Source organism: Burkholderia sp. BCC0419 (genome assembly GCF_902830285.1).
GTDB lineage: Bacteria > Pseudomonadota > Gammaproteobacteria > Burkholderiales > Burkholderiaceae > Burkholderia.
Genome location: NZ_CADESR010000014.1, coordinates 91,706 through 110,087, shown reverse-complemented (window position 1 = coordinate 110,087; position 18,382 = coordinate 91,706). Strand labels below are relative to the sequence as shown.

At 66.7% G+C, this 18,382-nt stretch carries 8 protein-coding genes; 7 read left to right on the top strand and 1 reads right to left on the bottom strand.

Annotated elements, in window-relative coordinates:
- The first annotated feature begins 154 nt into the window (after positions 1–154).
- Positions 155–3,535 (top strand): DUF2339 domain-containing protein, encoded by a 3,381-nt coding sequence (locus HWW87_RS35100; RefSeq protein ID WP_175824112.1) that lies wholly within the window; start codon positions 155–157, stop codon positions 3,533–3,535.
- Positions 3,532–4,890, top strand: coding sequence for a DUF3999 domain-containing protein (locus HWW87_RS35095; protein WP_175824111.1), 1,359 nt, complete (start codon positions 3,532–3,534; stop codon positions 4,888–4,890). The genes HWW87_RS35100 and HWW87_RS35095 overlap by 4 nt, the downstream gene beginning before the upstream one ends.
- Before the next feature lie 165 nt (positions 4,891–5,055).
- Here HWW87_RS35095 and HWW87_RS35090 read toward each other — a convergent pair whose 3' ends face one another.
- Complete coding sequence (locus tag HWW87_RS35090; protein ID WP_175824110.1) at positions 5,056–5,844, bottom strand: GNAT family N-acetyltransferase; 789 nt, start codon at positions 5,842–5,844, stop codon at positions 5,056–5,058.
- Positions 5,845–6,124: 280 nt separating this feature from the next.
- On the opposite strand from HWW87_RS35090, the gene HWW87_RS35085 reads away from it, so the two are divergent.
- From HWW87_RS35085 to HWW87_RS35065, 5 genes are all read left to right on the top strand, one after another.
- Complete coding sequence (locus HWW87_RS35085) at positions 6,125–6,430, top strand: NIPSNAP family protein (RefSeq protein ID WP_174391183.1); 306 nt, start codon at positions 6,125–6,127, stop codon at positions 6,428–6,430.
- A gap of 311 nt (positions 6,431–6,741) precedes the next feature.
- Entirely contained in the window at positions 6,742–7,392 is a 651-nt protein-coding gene (locus HWW87_RS35080; protein WP_059502143.1) for an NAD(P)H-dependent oxidoreductase, read from the top strand.
- A 238-nt stretch (positions 7,393–7,630) separates the two neighbouring features.
- Positions 7,631–7,849 (top strand): hypothetical protein, encoded by a 219-nt coding sequence (locus HWW87_RS35075; protein ID WP_006480563.1) that lies wholly within the window; start codon positions 7,631–7,633, stop codon positions 7,847–7,849.
- Positions 7,850–7,944: 95 nt separating this feature from the next.
- A complete protein-coding gene (locus tag HWW87_RS35070) occupies positions 7,945–8,847 on the top strand; it encodes a ferritin-like domain-containing protein (protein WP_174430901.1) in 903 nt (300 codons plus the stop codon).
- A gap of 961 nt (positions 8,848–9,808) precedes the next feature.
- Positions 9,809–18,337: an ESPR-type extended signal peptide-containing protein gene (locus HWW87_RS35065; protein WP_175824109.1), complete on the top strand. Its 8,529-nt coding sequence runs from the start codon at positions 9,809–9,811 to the stop codon at positions 18,335–18,337.
- Positions 18,338–18,382 lie beyond the last annotated feature (45 nt).

Sequence of the window (18,382 nt, the reverse complement as noted above, 5' to 3'; positions counted from 1 at the left end):
ACACGCCGATCGCGACACTGCCGCGGGCCTTTCGCACGAGGGCCAAGCTGCACGGCGCGCGCATGCCGGTTCGCCTGCCGGCCGTGCTGAAACCGCCTCGATCCGGTGCGATCGCGATCGAAGGACGATAACGATAGTGAGAGGGAGCAAGGCGTTGAACTGGGCATTCGCCGTAATCGGTTTCGTCGTGGGCGGCATCGCCGCCTTGATCGGGGATTTCTCGGCCGCGAGCGGCTCGCTGCTCGGGGCCGCCGTCGGGTTCTGGGTCGGGCACGCGCTGCGGCAACGCAAGCGGCAGAACCAGCGCGTCGCGCCCGACGCATTTGCCCGCTCCGCACCGCCTCCCACCCCGTTACCGCTCGCCGATCGCGTCGCGCGCCTCGAAGCCACCGTCGACACGCTCACGCGCGAACTCGACACGCTGCGCGCTCAGCTGGCGGGCGCGAAGGCCGGCGCGACGACCTCCGGCGGCATCGCGCCAACGGCTTCGGCCAGCGCCGCCTCCGCGCCGCTGCCGGCGCACTTCCCGACACCGCCCGCGCCACCACCGGCCGCCGCCCGCGCGAGCACGCCGGCATCCCCTTCGACGCCGGCGCCCGCCACACCGCCTGCACCGGCAACCGCGGCACGCACCGCCGCTGCGTCCGCGAACGCTGACAACACCACCGCTGCCGCCCCCACAACCCCGATCCGCCCTGCCCCGCCCGAACCGCCCGCGCCGCGCGAACCCGGTATCGCCGAACGCGCCTTCGGCGCCGCGCGCGACTGGCTGCTCGGCGGCAACACGGTCGTGCGCGTCGGGATCATCGTGCTGTTCTTCGGCGTCGCGTTCCTGCTCAAGTACGCAGCCGACAACGACATGCTGCCGATCGAATTCCGCCTCGCGGGCACGGCGCTCGCCGCGGCCGCGCTGCTCGCGATCGGCTGGCGCGTGCGGGCGCGTCGCGCCGCATACGGCCTCGTGCTGCAAGGCGGCGGCGTCGGCATCCTGTACCTGACGATCTTCGCCGCGACCAAGCTTTATGCGCTGCTGCCCGTCGGCGCCGCGTTCCCGCTGATGGTCGCGGTCTGCGCACTGAGCGCGTTCCTCGCGGTGCGGCAGAACGCGCTGCCGCTCGCGTTCATGGGCAGCGCGGGCGGCTTCCTCGCACCGATCCTGCTGTCCACCGGGCAGGGCAACCACGTCGCGCTGTTCAGCTACTACGCACTGCTGAACGCAGGGATCTTCGCGATCGCGTGGTTCAAGGCCTGGCGCCCGCTGAACCTGCTCGGCTTCGCGTTCACGTTCACGATCGGCTCTGCGTGGGGCGTGACGGCCTATCGCCCCGCGCTGTTCGCGAGCACCGAGCCGTTCCTCGTCCTGTTCTTCCTGATGTATGTCGGCATCGCGCTGCTGTATGCGGTGAAACGCGAACTCGCGTTGCGACACTATGTGGACGGCACGCTCGTGTTCGGCACGCCGATCGTCGCGACCGCGCTGCAGGCGTCGCTCGTGAAAGGCATGCCGTTCGGGCTCGCATGGAGCGCGGTCGCGCTGTCGGCGTTCTACGTCGCGGTGGCGGCATGGCTCGCGCGGCGCCGCGACCGCCTCGGGCTGCTGTTCGAATCGATGCTCGCGCTCGCGGTCATCTTCGCGACGCTCGCGGTGCCGCTCGCGTTCTCGGGGCCGACGACCAGCGCCGCGTGGGCCATCGAAGGCGCGGCCGTCGTGTGGCTCGGCGTGCGCCAGAGACGCCTGCTGCCGTTCGGCTTCGGGCTGCTGATGCAGGTCGCCGCGGCCGGCGCGTTCTTCACGAGCCTGCTCGGGCCGGCCGACGCGACCGCGCTGCCGGTGCTCAACAGCCCATACATCGCGATGCTGCTGATCGCACTCGCCGGCCTGTTTACCGGCTGGTGGCTGCACGGGCGCGGCGAAGCGCGCGCATGGCACGCATGGATGCCCGAGATCGGTGTCGCGGCCGCCGCGTGGGGGCTGCTGTGGTGGGTCAGCGGCGGGCTGCACGAGATCCTCGTCTATGCGAGCCGTCACGTCGACCTGCATGCCGACCGCTTCGTCGTCGATACGACCGCGCTGTTCGCGGCCGCCACCGCATGGCTCGCGCACGTCGCGCGCCGCCGGCTCGCGTGGCCGCTCGCCGAATGGCCCGCGCTCGCGCTCACGCCGGTGCTGGCGCTGCTCGCGCTGCGCGCGTTCGATGCGCACGAAGCACCGCTGTCGGGCATGGGCGCGTTCGCGTGGCCCGTGGCCGTCGGCGCGGGGCTCGCGCTGCTGTGGCGCCAGTCGCGCGGCACGACTGGTGCCGCTACCGCGAACGGAACCGCGCCCGCCGTTGCAGCAGGCATCCTCGCGCCGCTGCATACGCTGACGTTCTGGACCCTGTGCGGGCTGCTGTCGCTCGAAGGTTTCTGGCGCCTGCGCGCGTTCGTCCCGGAAGGCGCATGGAGCTGGAGCGCATGGGCGTATGGCTTCGGCGCACTGCTCCTGCTCGTGTCGGGCCCCGGCTCGCGCCTGCGCTGGCCCGTCGCGGCGTTCCCGCGCGCGTACCAGGTGTGGGGTGCCGCGCCGCTCGCCGCGCTGCTGTGGCTGTGGAGCATCGCCAGCACGGTGAGCGACGGCGACGCAGCGCCGCTCTTCTGGCTGCCGCTGCTCAATCCGCTCGACATCGCGCAGGGTCTCGTCTTCGTCGCCTTCGCCGCGTGGCTGCGTCGCCTCAAAACGCTCAGCGTCACGTGGCATCCGCGCATCGTCGACTATGTGGCGATCGCGACCGTGTTCCTGTGGTTCAACGCGCTGATGCTGCGCACGCTGCATCACCGCTTCCACCTGGGCTACGACATCGACACCGTGTTGTCGTCGTTCGGCATCCAGCAGGTGTTCATGGTCGGCTGGAGCCTGTTCGCGTTCGCCGGGATGTGGCTGACGCGCCGCGACGGCATCGCCCGCGTCTGCGCGTTCGCGTCGTTGCCGCTGATCGTCGTGATGTGGGCGTGGACCTTCTACGCGAACTTCACGCAGGACGGCGGAAGCTGGGCGCGCGTGCCGCTGTTCAACCCGCTCGATCTCGTGCTCGCGGTCGTCTATGCGCTCGCCGCGTCGTGGTTCGTGCGCGCGCGCAAGCTCGGCTGGTCGTTCGGCAAGTATCGCATCGAGCTGCTGGGTGCGGCCGGCGCGACCGGGTTCCTGTGGCTGAACGCGATCCTGCTGCGCACACTGCATCACTGGGCCGGCGTGCCGTACGCATTCGGCGCGATGGCCGAATCGACGCTCGTGCAGGCATCGGTGTCCGTGTACTGGACGGTCTGCGCGCTCGCGATCACGATCTGGGCCACGCGCCGCGGGCTGCGACCGCTGTGGTTCGTCGGCGCCGCGCTGCTCGCGCTCACGGTCGTCAAGCTGTTCCTGTTCGACCTGTCGCACGTCACCGGCATCGAGCGCATCGTGTCGTTCATCGGCATCGGCGTGCTGCTGCTGTTGATCGGCTATTTCTCGCCGCTGCCGCCGAAGGCCGCCGCCCAACAGGACGGCCAGCCATGAAACGACTCGCCGCCCTGCTCGGGCTGAGCCTGCTCGCATCGTTCGCGGCAGCCGACGGCGCATCGAACGCCGGGCGCGTCACGCAGCGCTTCGCGCTCGACCTCGACGGCAGCGCCGCGTATTACCAGCTCACCGTGCCGCAGCCCGTGTATGCGGCGAGCCGCCGCGACGATCTCGGCGACGTGCGCATCTTCAACGGCGCGGGCGAGCCGGTGCCGTATTCGCTCGACGCGCCGGCCGCGGCCGCGCCCGCCCTGCCGCCGTCCCGCACGCCGGTGCACTGGTTCCCGCTGCCGCCCACGCGCGCCGAGAACGGCAACGCGCCGCTCGGCGTGACGGTCGGTCCGGACGGCGCGCTGCGCGCGGCGGTCGCGACGCCTTCGCGCACCCGGCACGGCGCGGACCTCGTCGACCTGTCGCATACCGACGGCAGCATTGATGCGCTGCTCGTGCACGTGGACGACGACAGCTACCAGGGGCGCGTGTCCGTCGAAACCAGCGACGACCTGCGCAGCTGGCGGCCGCTCGGCAGCACGCAGTTGCTGAAGGTCGGCCGCGGTAACGACATGCTTGTGCAGGAACGCATCGCGCTCGACGGCGCGGCGCCGCGCTATCTGCGGCTGGACTGGCTCGACGGCGCGCCGGCGATCGCGTCGGTCGACGTCGAGACGCATCCGCGCGACGCACGCGGCACCGATACGGCGTCTGTGCCTCGCCAGTGGCGCGACGCCGCGCGGGTACGCGCCGGCGCTGCACCGGGCGAGTATCTGTTCGACACCGACGGCGCGTATCCGGTCGACCGCGTGCGCATCGACCTGCCGCAGCCGAACACCGTCGCGCGCGCGACGCTGCAAAGCCGCGCCGATGCGCAGGCGCCGTGGCGCGACGTCGCGGCCACCGTGCTGTTCCGGCTGCAGGGCAAGGGCGGCGAGCAGCGCAATCCGCCGCTCGAGTTCAGCGCGAATACGGATCGCGTGTGGCGCATCATCGTCGACATGCGCAACGGCGGGCTCGGCGGCGGCCAGCCGGCCGTCGCGATCGGCTGGCATCCGGCCGCGCTGACCTTCGTCGCGCGCGGCACGCCGCCGTTTACGCTCGGCGTGGGCGACGCGTCGCTCGTGTCGTCGGCCGTGAGCCGCGACGCGCTGCTGGTCGGCATGGCGCCCGAAGTGCGGCCCGCCCGCGTCGGCGCGGCGCTGCCGGTATCGGCGGTCACGCCGGCGGCAGCCGCCGATGCGGATGCCGGGCGCCGCTATGTGCTGTGGGGCGCGCTGATCGTTGCGGTCGGCGTGCTCGGCGCGATCGCATGGCGCCTCGCGAAAGGCGGCGGCGAGACGCGCAGCCGCGACGAGTGACGTCGACACGCACGCGCGTACCGCTTGACGCGCCATTCATCGAGCAGGTTCGTTCTTCGTGCCATCGCAACGCGCGATCGCACCGATTCATCGAGCGGTCCGCGTCCCGTCTTCGCGTGAAGGCCGCACGACGCGCCAGCGGCACGAGCCGAAACCCGCCCGGCGCTATCGCGCCACGAAGCGGCCGTGCTGACGCGGCCGCCACGGCGACGACCGGCAACTGGCCGCACCGGCCGCGCGACGCGCCGCGAATCGTCCGCCGCGACGCAGGCCCGACTCGCGTCGGGCCATCGCGACGATGCGCGGCGCCCACGCATGCATGACACGCCGCACGGCTGCCACGCGCGCCACCAACCGCGACGCCGGCGACACGCGGCGCGCAGCGTGTGCAACGGGCCGCTTGCAGAGGATCGCGCTGTCGTAGCGCTTGCCGGCGAAGCGCATCACGTCGACCACCTCGAAGCCCTGCGCGCCGTAAAACGCCAGCAGGTGCGAAGCCGGATGCGGCGTATCCAGCGCGAGCAGCGCATAGCCGCGCAACGCGGCCCACTGCTCGGCGAACGACAGCAGCAACGCGCCGATCCCGCGGCTCTGGCAAGCCGGGTCCACCGCCACCTGGCGCACGCTCGCGACGCCTTCGCACCGGTACAGCGGGCAGGCGGACGACGGATCGGTCGCATACAGCGTGGCCGTGCCGACGACACGCCCGCCGCACACGGCGACATAACACTCGCCCGCTTCCGCGCGGCGGCGCGTGACGTCTTCGTCCTGATCGACGCACGTGCAGTTGAGCCCCATCGCACCGAGCCGCGCGAACGCACGATGCAGCATCGGCGTGAGGTGTGCATAGCTGTCGATTGCCGGATCGAAACGCCGGACGATCACCCGATCGGCGCACACGGAAGGCGGCGCGGCAGCGGTGCGTTCGGCGATCGCGTTCCAGGGTATCGACATGGCCATGCTCCGTGGTGAAGATGCACGAAGTCTAGGAGCGCGCCGCGCGCCGTCGCAAGAAAAAATGTCGTAAAAATCCTGGGGTAACGCGGCGGATGGAGGTAGCGAGTACGGTGCGGTTCAATGCTGCATGTCCGTCGTGGCGAACGCATCGGCGCACCGATCGTTGCTCGCGCAAGCAACGCGTCAAGCCATGAAATCGACGCCCGGCGCGCACGCCGTTGACACGTGCCGCCCCGCGCTCCAGACTTGCTGCTCCGTCACCTCATCGCGAGCGCCCATGATCACCTGCTTCCTTCGCTACGTCGTCGATCCGTACAAACTCGTCGAATTCGAAACCTACGGCAAGATGTGGATTCCGCTCGTCGAGCAGTTCGGCGGCACGCATCACGGCTACTTCCTGCCGTCCGAAGGCGCAAACAACATCGCGCTCGCGATGTTCTCGTTCCCGAGCCTCGCCGAATACGAGCGCTACCGCGAACGCTCGAAGGACGATCCGGCCTGCCAGGCCGCGTTCCGCTACGCGGAGGAAACGCGGTGCATCGTCAGCTACGAACGCAGCTTCTTCCGGCCGGTGTTCGAGTAACGGGCAGGGCCGCCGCACATCGCGCCCCGTTTTCCGGCCGAGGACGAAAAAAAGCCCCGCCAGCATCCGCGCGGCGGGGCCAACCCATGTCAGTAGAGACATCATGGAGGAGACGAGCCCATCTTATCGACCGCGGCACACCGTCCCAACCAAGCATTTCTGCTATCGATCTGCGGGGCCGCGCACACGATTGCCCTCGCCGCACGGCATATCGATAGAACGAAAAGTCGTTTTCAGAGTGGCGATGGGGTCGTTACCATCTGGTTTTAAGCCTGTGCTTAGCCGGGCAAGCCATTCCCGAGGAGCGCCCCTTGACTGCATTCGATCAACACCGCCGCCCGTTCGTCGTCGGCATCGGCGGGACCACCCGAGCCGCGTCGTCCACCGAACGCGCGCTGTCGTTCGCCCTGCGCGGCGCGCAAGCCGCCGGCGCGCGCACGCGCCTGTTCGACGGCCCGTTCCTGCATACGCTGCCGCACTACGCACCCGAACACAAAACGCTGACCGACGCGCAGCGCGAGCTGATCGACGCCGTGCGCCAGGCCGACGCGATCATCATCGCCACGCCCGGCTATCACGGCGGCGTATCCGGTCTCGTGAAGAACGCACTCGACACGCTCGAGGAACTGCGTGCGGACGACCGCCCGTATCTCGACGGCCGCGCGGTCGGCCTGATCGTCACCGCGTACGGCTGGCAGGCGGCTGGCACCGTGCTGACGTCGCTGCGCTCGATCGTCCATGCGCTGCGCGGCTGGCCGACGCCGTTCGGCGCAACCGTCAACACGCTGGAAACGCGCTTCGAAAGCGCCGACAGCTGCTCGGATCCGAAGGTCGTCGCGCAACTCGAGACGGTCGGTGCGCAAGCCGCCGAATTCGCGCTCGCGTTCGCATCGCATCGTGCGGCCTCGCATGCGGCATCGGTCGATGCGCTCGCACCCGTGCTGAAGGTCGCCAACCAGTAACCTCCGCATTTCCGCCGCGCGCCCTCGGTCGACACGCTTCGACGGGGCGCGCGCGGTGCGTCTTCCGACGCGTGGCGATGTGCCGGGCGCGTCGTCCTCCGCCTCCCGAAAACACCGTTCCCGCGTACCGCTCCGATAACGATTCAGGCCGCCGCGTAATTTGCATTGGCCGAAAGATTGGTTCACGCAGCCGGCGCGTTTTCGTACGCTGAAAGTCCGAACTTTTTCCGCGCACGCCATGAACCGTACGATCCGCTACAAGGGCTACGAAGTCGCTCCCGCTGCCGCCCGGTTGCCGAACGGGCTGTTCGCCGCCAACCTGACGATCGAACGCGCGAGCGGCGGGCCGTCGCCGCGCTCCGTGTCGTTCGACGCAATCGATTTCTTCTTCGAGGAAGAGCACGCCCTCGCCTACGCGTCGCGCTGGGGCCGCCTCTGGGTCGACACGAACGCGTGACACCCGCGGGGCCGGCGTGCACATGGCCGCTCGAAAATACGCGATGACGGAAGCTGTGCAAGAATCTTTCGATCCGTAATCGCATAACAATAGCCATGACCGACACGCTGCAGGAAGAGCATGCAGCCGCAGATCACGCGATGCGCAACTGGACCTTCGAGAGGCAAGGTCCGGTCCGGATCGGTTCCGATGCGCACAAGCAGATGTTCTGTCGGATGCTGCTCGACACACACAATCCGTACAAGCCGGCGGTGATCGACTGGCCGGCGCTCCAGCCGGCCGAACTCAGGCGGCTCACGTCGCTGCCGATCTGGGACATCGCGGTGCAAACCGAAGGACGCGCGTCGATTCGCGTGGCGACCTACGCCGCGACGGTCGACGATCCGCTGCTGCGCCGCGCGCTCGAGATGGACGGCGGCGAGGAAGCCCGCCACAAGGTCGTGCTGTCGAAGCTCGTCGAGGCGTACGGCATCCGGCTCGCGCCCGAGCCGGCCTACCCGGCGCCGACCGATCCCGAATGGTCGTGGATGATGACGGGCTTCAGCGAGTGCATCGACAGCTTTTTCGCGTTCGGCCTGTTCCGCTCCGCGCAGCGCTCCGGCTATTTCCCGCCCGAACTCGTCGAGACCTTCGAGCCCGTGATCCAGGAAGAAGGCCGCCACATCCTGTTCTTCGTGAACTGGTACGCGTGGTACTGGCGCACGATGCCGTGGTGGCGCCGGCCGTGGTTCTTCGCACGCGTCGCGGCCGTGTGGGTGCAACTGATCCGCGACCGCATGAGCATCGCGCGCGGCATCGATGCCGACGGCGCCGCGCGTGACATGAATTTCCCGGCCACCAGCACCGCGGACATCGGCGATGCGCTGAATCCGCGCGAGTTGATCGAGCTGTGTCTCGTGGAGAACGACCGGCGGATGGCCGGTTACGACAAGCGCCTGCTGCGCCCGATGTTCGTGCCGCGGATGGCGCGGTTCGCGCTGCGGTTTCTGAAGAAGTAAAGTCGGGGGCTTGCCGCGGGCCATGCGGCAAGCCCCCGGTTCGGCCCACGCCCGTGGACCGAATGTGGCGTGCCCGACACATTCAATCCTTCCCTCTTTTTCTTCGACACGTCGAGCCGTTGGCGGCGTGGCGGACAAATTGCCGCACCCGGCATCTGACATTTCGGGCCCCTCCGACCCGACGCCGCCCGCGGTCTTTGACGTCCTGTCGACACCACGCGAAACACCCGCCGCGAGCGCCCCCGCTCGACTTCCGGCATGCGCGCCGATTCCGCCTTAACGCCGATGTCAACACCATCGTCAATAGGACAAATCCGATAAATTGACGCGGATCGTTTCATCTGGCGCTCTGTAGCACTTTTTTACAACTTCCATGGATCAGGCGGCCCGAAACGCCCGTCACACGGGCCGCTGCTCCGGCCGAGATGCGCAAATCAGCATAATCCAATGCGTTCAAAATCAGATAAATTTAATTACTAGATAATCGCAAAATACAAATGCAAATTCAATTAAAGCAAAACCATTAACAAGTTAATAAAAAACAAAATACATTATATCCAGGCATACCCATTAACATTACAAACACGAAAGGATGGGGCGTCGCGCAAACGTTTGCTATTTCATTTGTCTTACTTTTTGACCGATCCGGTGTGTTACCTCCCGCACACATCCAACCTAATACATTGATTCTTATGTGAAATTTACGGGATCACCAGAATATTTCGAACCCTACAAGACACATTCTTGCATCTTTCAAACTCATTTTTCTCCAGCGCCTCTAAACACGCTGCATTAACCATTCTTTAACTTTAGAAACACTTCATTTATCACTGTTTGTCAATCTACAAAATCCACCTCCAATAAACTCCGCCCATCAATTTTGAGATTCGCGCGAGCGCACGGAGTAATCCTCTAACAAAAGAGACCGGTGTGTGGCGTGCACATTTGGAGGTAGCAGGACATGAACCGCACATACCGCTCGATCTGGAACGAAGCGCTCGGCGCCTGGGTCGCGGCATCGGAAATCGATTCGGCACGGGGCAAGCCGAACAAGTCGGCCGTGGTGGTGGCAGCAGTCACAGCTCTGGCGATCAGCCTCCCCGGGTTGGCCGAAGCCAATACGCTCAACACACAGCAAACCTGCTTCACGGGAAGCAACGGCGCGGTCGGCCGCGTCAACCCGGGCGGTACGCAAAACCAGGCCGGCGACGGCTCCGGAACGTATTCGGTCGTAGCCGGGTGTAACTCCAACGGCAACGGCTGGACCGGTGTCACGGTATACGGCTCGTTCGCGCAGGCGAACGGCAACGGCGCCGTCGCCACCGGCATGCAATCGTCGGCCGGCCTGTGGGGTGTCGCAGCCGGCCTCGAAACCACCGCCAGCGGCGCCGCTGCAACCGCCCTCGGCTTCGGTTCGACGGCGAGCGCGCTGAACTCGGTCGCGATCGGCGGCGCGGGCGGCGACGGCACGACGCCGCTGTCGCAGGCGAACTCGACGCTCGCATCGGGCGCGGGCTCGATCGCAATCGGCAGCAACGCAACGAAGGGCGCGCAGTCGGCCGCGTCGGACGGTATCGCGATCGGCGGCCAGTCGTCCGTCGCATCGACCGCCACGTCGGGCATCGCAGTCGGCCGCGGTGCGACCGTCAATGGTGCGTACGGCATTGCGCAAGGCGACGGCGTCGTCTCGGGCGCAACGGGCCGGAACGTGGCCATCGGCTCGTCCGGTACCACCGCGAACGGCGGCACGGCTGCCGGCGGCGCGGTCGCGATCGGCCGAGGCCAGGTCGCGACCGGCGACGGCGCGGTTGCGATCGGCGATCCGAACAGCGCCACCGGCACGGGTGCGCTGGCAATCGGCGCGAACGACACGTCGAACGGTTCCGGCGCCATCGCGCTCGGCAACAACAACTCGGCAAGCGGCACGGGTTCCGTGGCGCTCGGCAACAGCAGCACGGCGACCAGCAGCTCCGTCGCAATCGGCAGCTCGGCATCGGCGACGGGCACCAACGGCGCGGTTGCCATCGGCAACGCCGCGACCGCGAACGGCACCGGCGCGATCGCACTCGGTAACGTCGGCAGCTTCTCCGCCAAGTCGCTGGCTTCCGGCACCGACGCACTCGCGCTCGGTAACGGCTCGACGGCCAGCGGCAACGCCGGCGCCGTCGCCGTCGGTGCGGCAGCCGTGGCGTCGAACTCCTATGCAACGGCCTTCGGTTCGAACGCGACTGCGTCGGGCGCAGGTTCGGTCGCGTTCGCGCAAAATGCCAATGCTTCGGTGTCGAACGCCATCGCGATCGGCGTCGGTTCGACCGCGAACGTCGCGAACTCGATCGCACTCGGCAGCAGTTCCGTGACGAACAGTGCACTGACGACGACGTCCGGCGGCACCACGGCCGTCAATAGCACCACGATCGGTGGCCAGTCGTTCGGCAACTATCAGGCCGGGACGCCGACGGGCGGCATCGTCAGCGTCGGTCAGCCGAACGCGGAGCGCCGCATCCAGAACGTCGCGGCGGGCCTCGTCAGCGCGACCAGCACCGACGCGATCAACGGCAGCCAGCTCTTCGCCGTGGCAAGCACGACGACGTCGAGCATCGCAAGTCTGTCGACTTCTACGTCAACGGGTCTGTCGTCGGCCAATAGCTCGATCGGCTCGCTGTCGACCTCGACTTCGACTGGTATCAATTCGCTGTCCACGGGCCTCAGCTCGGCTAATAGCTCGGTTACGTCGCTTTCGTCTTCCACGTCGACGGGCCTGTCGTCGGCTAATAGCTCGATCGGCTCGCTCTCGACGTCAACCTCGACTGGCATCAACTCGCTGTCCACCGGCCTCAGCTCGGCCAATAGCTCGGTTACGTCGCTTTCGACTTCTACGTCGACGGGTCTCTCGTCGGCTAACAGCTCGATTGGCTCGCTGTCGACTTCGACCTCGACTGGTATCAATTCGCTGTCGACCGGCCTCAGCTCGGCTAATAGCTCGGTTACGTCGCTTTCGTCGTCCACGTCGACGGGCCTGTCGTCGGCTAACAGCTCGATCACTTCGCTGTCGACCTCGACGTCGACCGGCATCAACTCGCTGTCCACCGGCCTCAGCTCGGCAAACAGCTCGGTTACGTCGCTTTCGTCTTCCACGTCGACGGGTCTGTCGTCGGCTAACAGCTCGATCACTTCGCTGTCGACCTCGACGTCGACCGGCATCAACTCGCTGTCTACTGGCCTCAGCTCGGCAAAAAGCTCCGTCACGTCGCTTTCGTCGTCCACGTCGACGGGCTTGTCTTCGGCTAACAGCTCGATTGGCTCGCTGTCGACCTCGACTTCGACCGGCATCAATTCGCTGTCCACCGGCCTCAGCACGGTCTCGACGAAGACAGACAACCTCGGTAGCAGCACCGCGTCGGCACTTGGCGGTGGTTCGACGTACGACCCGACGACGGGCAAGGTCTCGGCCCCGGCGTACACCACGTACAACGCGAATGGCACGACATCGACGGCCAACAGCGTGGGCTCGGCGATCGACAACATCAACAGCCAGGGCATCAAGTACTTCCACGCGAACTCGACCGGCGCCGACAGCACCGCAACGGGCACCGACGCCGTCGCCATCGGCAGCGGTGCCGTCGCCGGCACGAACAACTCCGTTGCGCTCGGCGCGAACTCGGTGACCGCCCCGGCCAATCCCACGAGCAGCGCGACCGTCAACGGCGTGACGTTCGGCGGATTCGCTGGCGCCACGCCGGTCGGCACCGTTAGCGTCGGCGACCTCAACAAGGAACGGCAGATCACCAACGTCGCTGCCGGCCAAGTGACCCAGACCAGTACCGACGCAATCAACGGCAGCCAGCTTTATTCCGTCGCCCAACAAGTCGGTACCGCGACCAGCGCCATTTCGTCGCTGTCGACGTCGACTTCGACGGGCCTGTCGTCCGCGAACAGCTCCATCACGTCGCTGTCCACCTCGACTTCGACCGGTCTCTCGTCGGCTAACAGCTCGATCACTTCGTTGTCGACCTCGACCTCGACGGGCCTGTCGTCGGCTAACAGCTCGATCACCTCGCTCTCGACTTCGACTTCGACCGGTCTCTCGTCGGCCAACAGCTCGATCACCTCGCTCTCGACCTCGACTTCGACCGGCCTCTCCTCGGCCAACAGCTCGATCACCTCGTTGTCGACCTCGACCTCGACCGGCCTGTCGTCGGCTAACAGCTCGATCACCTCGCTGTCGACCTCGACCTCGACCGGCCTCTCGTCGGCGAATAGCTCGATCACGTCGCTGTCCACCTCGACTTCGACCGGCCTGTCCTCGGCCAACAGCTCGATCACCTCGCTCTCGACTTCGACTTCGACGGGTCTCTCGTCGGCCAACAGCTCGATCACCTCGTTGTCGACCTCGACTTCGACCGGCCTGTCCTCGGCCAACAGCTCGATCACCTCGCTCTCGACTTCGACCTCGACCGGCCTCTCCTCGGCCAACAGCTCGATCACGTCGCTCTCGACGTCGACCTCGACCGGCCTCTCCTCGGCCAACAGCTCGATCACCTCGCTCTCGACTTCGACTTCGACCGGCCTGTCGTCGGCTAACAGCTCGATCACCTCGCTCTCGACTTCGACCTCGACCGGCCTCTCCTCGGCCAACAGCTCGATCACGTCGCTCTCGACGTCGACCTCGACCGGCCTCTCGTCGGCTAACAGCTCGATCACGTCGCTCTCGACGTCGACCTCGACCGGCCTCTCGTCGGCCAACAGCTCGATCACCTCGCTGTCGACGTCGACTTCGACCGGCCTGTCGTCGGCTAACAGCTCGATCACCTCGCTCTCGACCTCGACCTCGACCGGCCTGTCGTCGGCTAACAGCTCGATCACCTCGCTCTCGACCTCCACGTCGACGGGCCTGTCGTCGGCTAACAGCTCGATCACGTCGCTCTCGACTTCGACCTCGACCGGCCTCTCGTCGGCTAACAGCTCGATCACGTCGTTGTCGACCTCGACTTCGACCGGCCTCTCGTCGGCTAACAGCTCGATCACGTCGCTGTCCACGTCCACCTCGACCGCGATCAACAATGCGAAGACGCACTACTACAGCGTCAACGACAACGGCACGACGCAGGGCAACTACAACAACGACGGCGCGACTGGCTTCAACTCGCTTGCGGCAGGCACGAATGCGACCGCAGCGGGCGCCAAGAGCGTTGCCATCGGCGACGGCGCCCAGGCCGCAACGGACTCGTCCGTCAGCATCGGTTCGGCAGCCGGTCAGGGCAGTAGCGGGTCGTACAACGTCGCGATCGGCGCGGCCACCGGCCAGAACACGGCCGGCGTCGGCAACACGGCCGTCGGCAACACGGCAGGCATTTCGGTAACCGGCAACTACAACGCAGGATTGGGCGTCGGCGCAGGCACCTACGTCAATGGTTCCTACAACACCGCAGCGGGTTACTACGCTGGAACCTCGACGACCGGCAGTGGCAACTCGGCGTTCGGTTCCTATGCAGGTGCAGGCACCACCGGCAACAACAACGTCGCGATGGGCAACCAGGCCGGCGCACAGATCTCGGTCGACGACACGGTCAGCATCGGCAGCAATGCCAAGGCCGGCGCGCAAAGCGGCGACGTGGCGCTGGGCAGCAACTCGACCACTCAATCCGTGGTGGCCACGACCGGGACGACCATCAACGGCAAGAACTACAGCTTTGCGGGCACCGCGCCGACCAGCACGGTCAGCGTCGGTGACGCGGGCGCCGAACGGACGATCACCAACGTCGCGGCAGGCCGCATCAGCGCAAGCAGCACGGACGCCATCAACGGCTCGCAGCTTTACCAGACCAATCAGGCGCTCGAGGCAACCGGGTCGGGACTCGCGAGCCTGTCCACGTCTGCATCGACGGGGCTCTCGTCCGCGAATAGCTCGATTTCGTCGCTGTCCACTTCGACTTCGACCGGCATCAACTCGTTGTCGACCGGCCTCAGCTCGACCGATAGCTCGGTGACCTCACTGTCGACTTCCACGTCCACTGGCCTCTCGTCGGCTAATAGTTCAATCTCGTCGCTGTCGACTTCGACCTCGACGGGTATCAATTCGCTGTCGACGGGCCTCAGCTCGACCAATAGCTCAGTGACGTCGCTGTCGACCTCGACCTCGACCGGCCTCTCATCGGCTAACAGCTCGATCACCTCGCTGTCCACCTCGACCTCGACCGGCCTCTCGTCGGCCAACAGCTCCATCACGTCGCTGTCCACCTCGACTTCGACTGGATTGTCGTCGGCCAATAGCTCGATCACCTCGCTGTCGACCTCCACGTCGACCGGCTTGTCCTCGGCCAACAGCTCGATCACCTCGCTGTCGACCTCCACGTCGACGGGTCTGTCGTCGGCGAACAGCTCGATCACGTCGCTGTCGACCTCGACTTCGACCGGCCTGTCGTCGGCTAACAGCTCCATCACGTCGCTGTCGACCTCGACTTCGACCGGCTTGTCCTCGGCCAACAGCTCGATCACGTCGTTGTCGACCTCGACTTCGACCGGCCTCTCGTCGGCTAACAGCTCGATCACGTCGCTGTCGACCTCGACTTCGACTGGCCTGTCGTCGGCCAACAGCTCGATCACGTCGTTGTCGACCTCGACCTCGACCGGCCTCTCCACGGCTAACAGCTCGATCACCTCGCTGTCGACCTCGACTTCGACTGGCCTGTCGTCGGCTAACAGCTCGATCACCTCCCTGTCGACTTCGACTTCGACGGGTCTGTCGTCGGCTAACAGCTCGATCACCTCGTTGTCGACCTCGACTTCGACCGGCCTCTCGTCGGCGAATAGCTCGATCACGTCGCTGTCCACCTCGACTTCGACGGGCCTCTCGTCGGCCAACAGCTCCATCACGTCGCTGTCGACCTCCACGTCGACGGGTCTGTCTTCGGCCAACAGCTCGATCACCTCGCTGTCGACCTCGACTTCGACGGGCCTCTCGTCGGCGAACAGCTCGATCACGTCGCTGTCCACCTCGACTTCGACCGGCTTGTCCTCGGCCAACAGCTCCATCACGTCCCTGTCCACCTCGACTTCGACTGGATTGTCGTCGGCCAATAGCTCGATCACGTCGCTGTCGACTTCGACCTCAACCGGCCTGTCCTCGGCCAATAGCTCGATCACGTCGCTGTCCACCTCGACCTCGACGGGCCTGTCGTCGGCTAACAGCTCGATCACCTCGCTGTCGACCTCCACGTCGACGGGTCTGTCGTCGGCTAACAGCTCGATCACCTCGCTGTCGACCTCCACGTCGACGGGCCTGTCGTCGGCTAACAGCTCGATCACCTCGCTGTCGACCTCGACCTCGACGGGTATCGGCTCGCTGTCCACCGGTCTGAGCTCGACCAACAGCTCGGTATCGTCGCTGTCGACTTCGACTTCGACCGGTCTGTCGTCGGCCAACAGCTCGATCACCTCGCTGTCGACCTCCACGTCGACCGGCCTGTCCTCGGCCAACAGCTCGATCACGTCGCTGTCCACCTCGACCTCGACCGGTATCAACTCGCTGTCCACCGGCCTGAGCAGCACGAACAGCTCGGTGTCGTCGCTGTCGACTTCAACCTCGACGGGTCTGTCCTCGGCCAACAGCTCGATCACCTCGCTGTCCACCTCGACCTCGACCGGCCTGTCGTCCGCGAACAGCTCGATCACGTCGCTGTCCACCTCGACCTCGACCGGCATCAACTCGCTGTCCACCGGCCTGAGCAGCACGAACAGCACGATCGTGTCGCTGTCCACGTCGACGTCGACCGGCATCGGCTCGCTGTCCACTGGCCTGAGCAGCACGAACAGCTCGGTATCGTCGCTGTCCACGTCCACCTCGACCGCGATCAACGCCGCGAAGACGCACTACTACAGCGTCAACGACAACGGCGTGCAGCAGGCCAACTACGCCAACGACGGCGCCACGGGCACCAACGCCCTCGCCGCCGGCGTGAACGCCAGCGCGGCGGGCGCCAGCAGCGTGGCAGTCGGCGACGGTTCGAACGCGCAGACGGCAGGCGCGGTCGCGATCGGCCAGAACGCGTCGGCAACGGGCGGCAAGGCGGTATCGATCGGCTCCGGCAACACGGCATCCGGCGACGGCGCGGTCGCGATCGGCGACCCGAACGTGGCGACGGGCACCGGCGCCGTGGCGATGGGTGCGAACAACACGGCGACCGGCGACGGCGCGGTGTCCCTCGGTAACCAGAACACGGCAACCGGCGCCAGCGCGCTCGCCCTCGGCAGCGCGAACCAGGCCACCGCGGACAACACGATCGCACTGGGCAGCCAGGCCACGGCCAGCGCCACCGGCGCCCAGGCCTACGGCTCGGCCGCCAAGGCCACGGCCGCCGACGCGCTCGCCTTCGGCACGAACGCGCAAGCGAACGTCGCCAACTCGATCGCACTCGGCGCGAACTCGGTCACGGCCGCGGCGGTCGGCACCTCGAGCGCCACGATCGGCGGCGTCACGTACCCCTTCGCGGGCAGCTCGCCGGTCGGCGTGGTGAGCGTCGGCGCACCGGGCCAGGAACGCCAGATCACGAACGTCGCCGCGGGCCGGATCTCGGCCACCAGCACGGACGCGATCAACGGCAGCCAGCTGAACGCGACGAACAACGCGATCAACACGCTGTCGACGTCCACCGCGTCGAACGTCGCGTCGCTGTCGACCGGCATCAACTCGCTGTCGACCGGCCTGAGCGCGACGAACAGCAACGTGGCGTCGCTGTCCACGTCGACCTCGACCGCGGTCAACTCGCTGTCGACGGGCCTCAGCACGACGAACAGCAACGTCAACTCGCTGTCGACGTCGACCTCGACGGGCATCGGTTCGCTGTCCACCGGCCTGAGCACGACGAACAGCAACGTGGCGTCGCTGTCGACCGGCGTGACGAACATCAACAACCAGTTGAACCAGCTGTCGACGACGCTCAACAACAACACGACGCGTGCGGCGAACAACAACGGCGTGGCGGCCGACATGAACGGCACCGGCAACGATCACCCGGTCGTCACCGCCGGCTCGAACTCGGTGGCGATCGGCGCGAATTCGAACGACGGCGGTCGCTCGAACGTGGTGTCGGTCGGCAGCGACACGCAGCAGCGCCAGATCACGAACGTCGCGCCGGGTACGCAAGGCACCGACGCGGTGAACGTGAACCAGTTGACGCAGGTGCAGACGACGCTGTCGACGGCACTGTCGGGCCAGCAGGCGCAGATCAACTCGCTGGGTTCGCAACTGCAGCAGACCGACCAGATGGCGAAGCAGGGTATCGCGGCCGTCGGCGCGATGGCGTCGATCCCGCAGCTCGATCGCGACGCCAACTTCGGGATGGGCGTGGGCACGTCGACCTTCCTCGGCCAGAAGGCGATGGCGGTCAGCATGCAGGCGCGCATCACGGAGAACCTGAAGGCGTCGGTCAACGGCGGCTTCAGCGGCGGTCAGAAGGTGATCGGCGCCGGCATGCTGTATCAGTGGAAGTAACGCGTCGCGCCGCCCGGCCGTTCGTCTCGCCGCCGGACGGCCCGC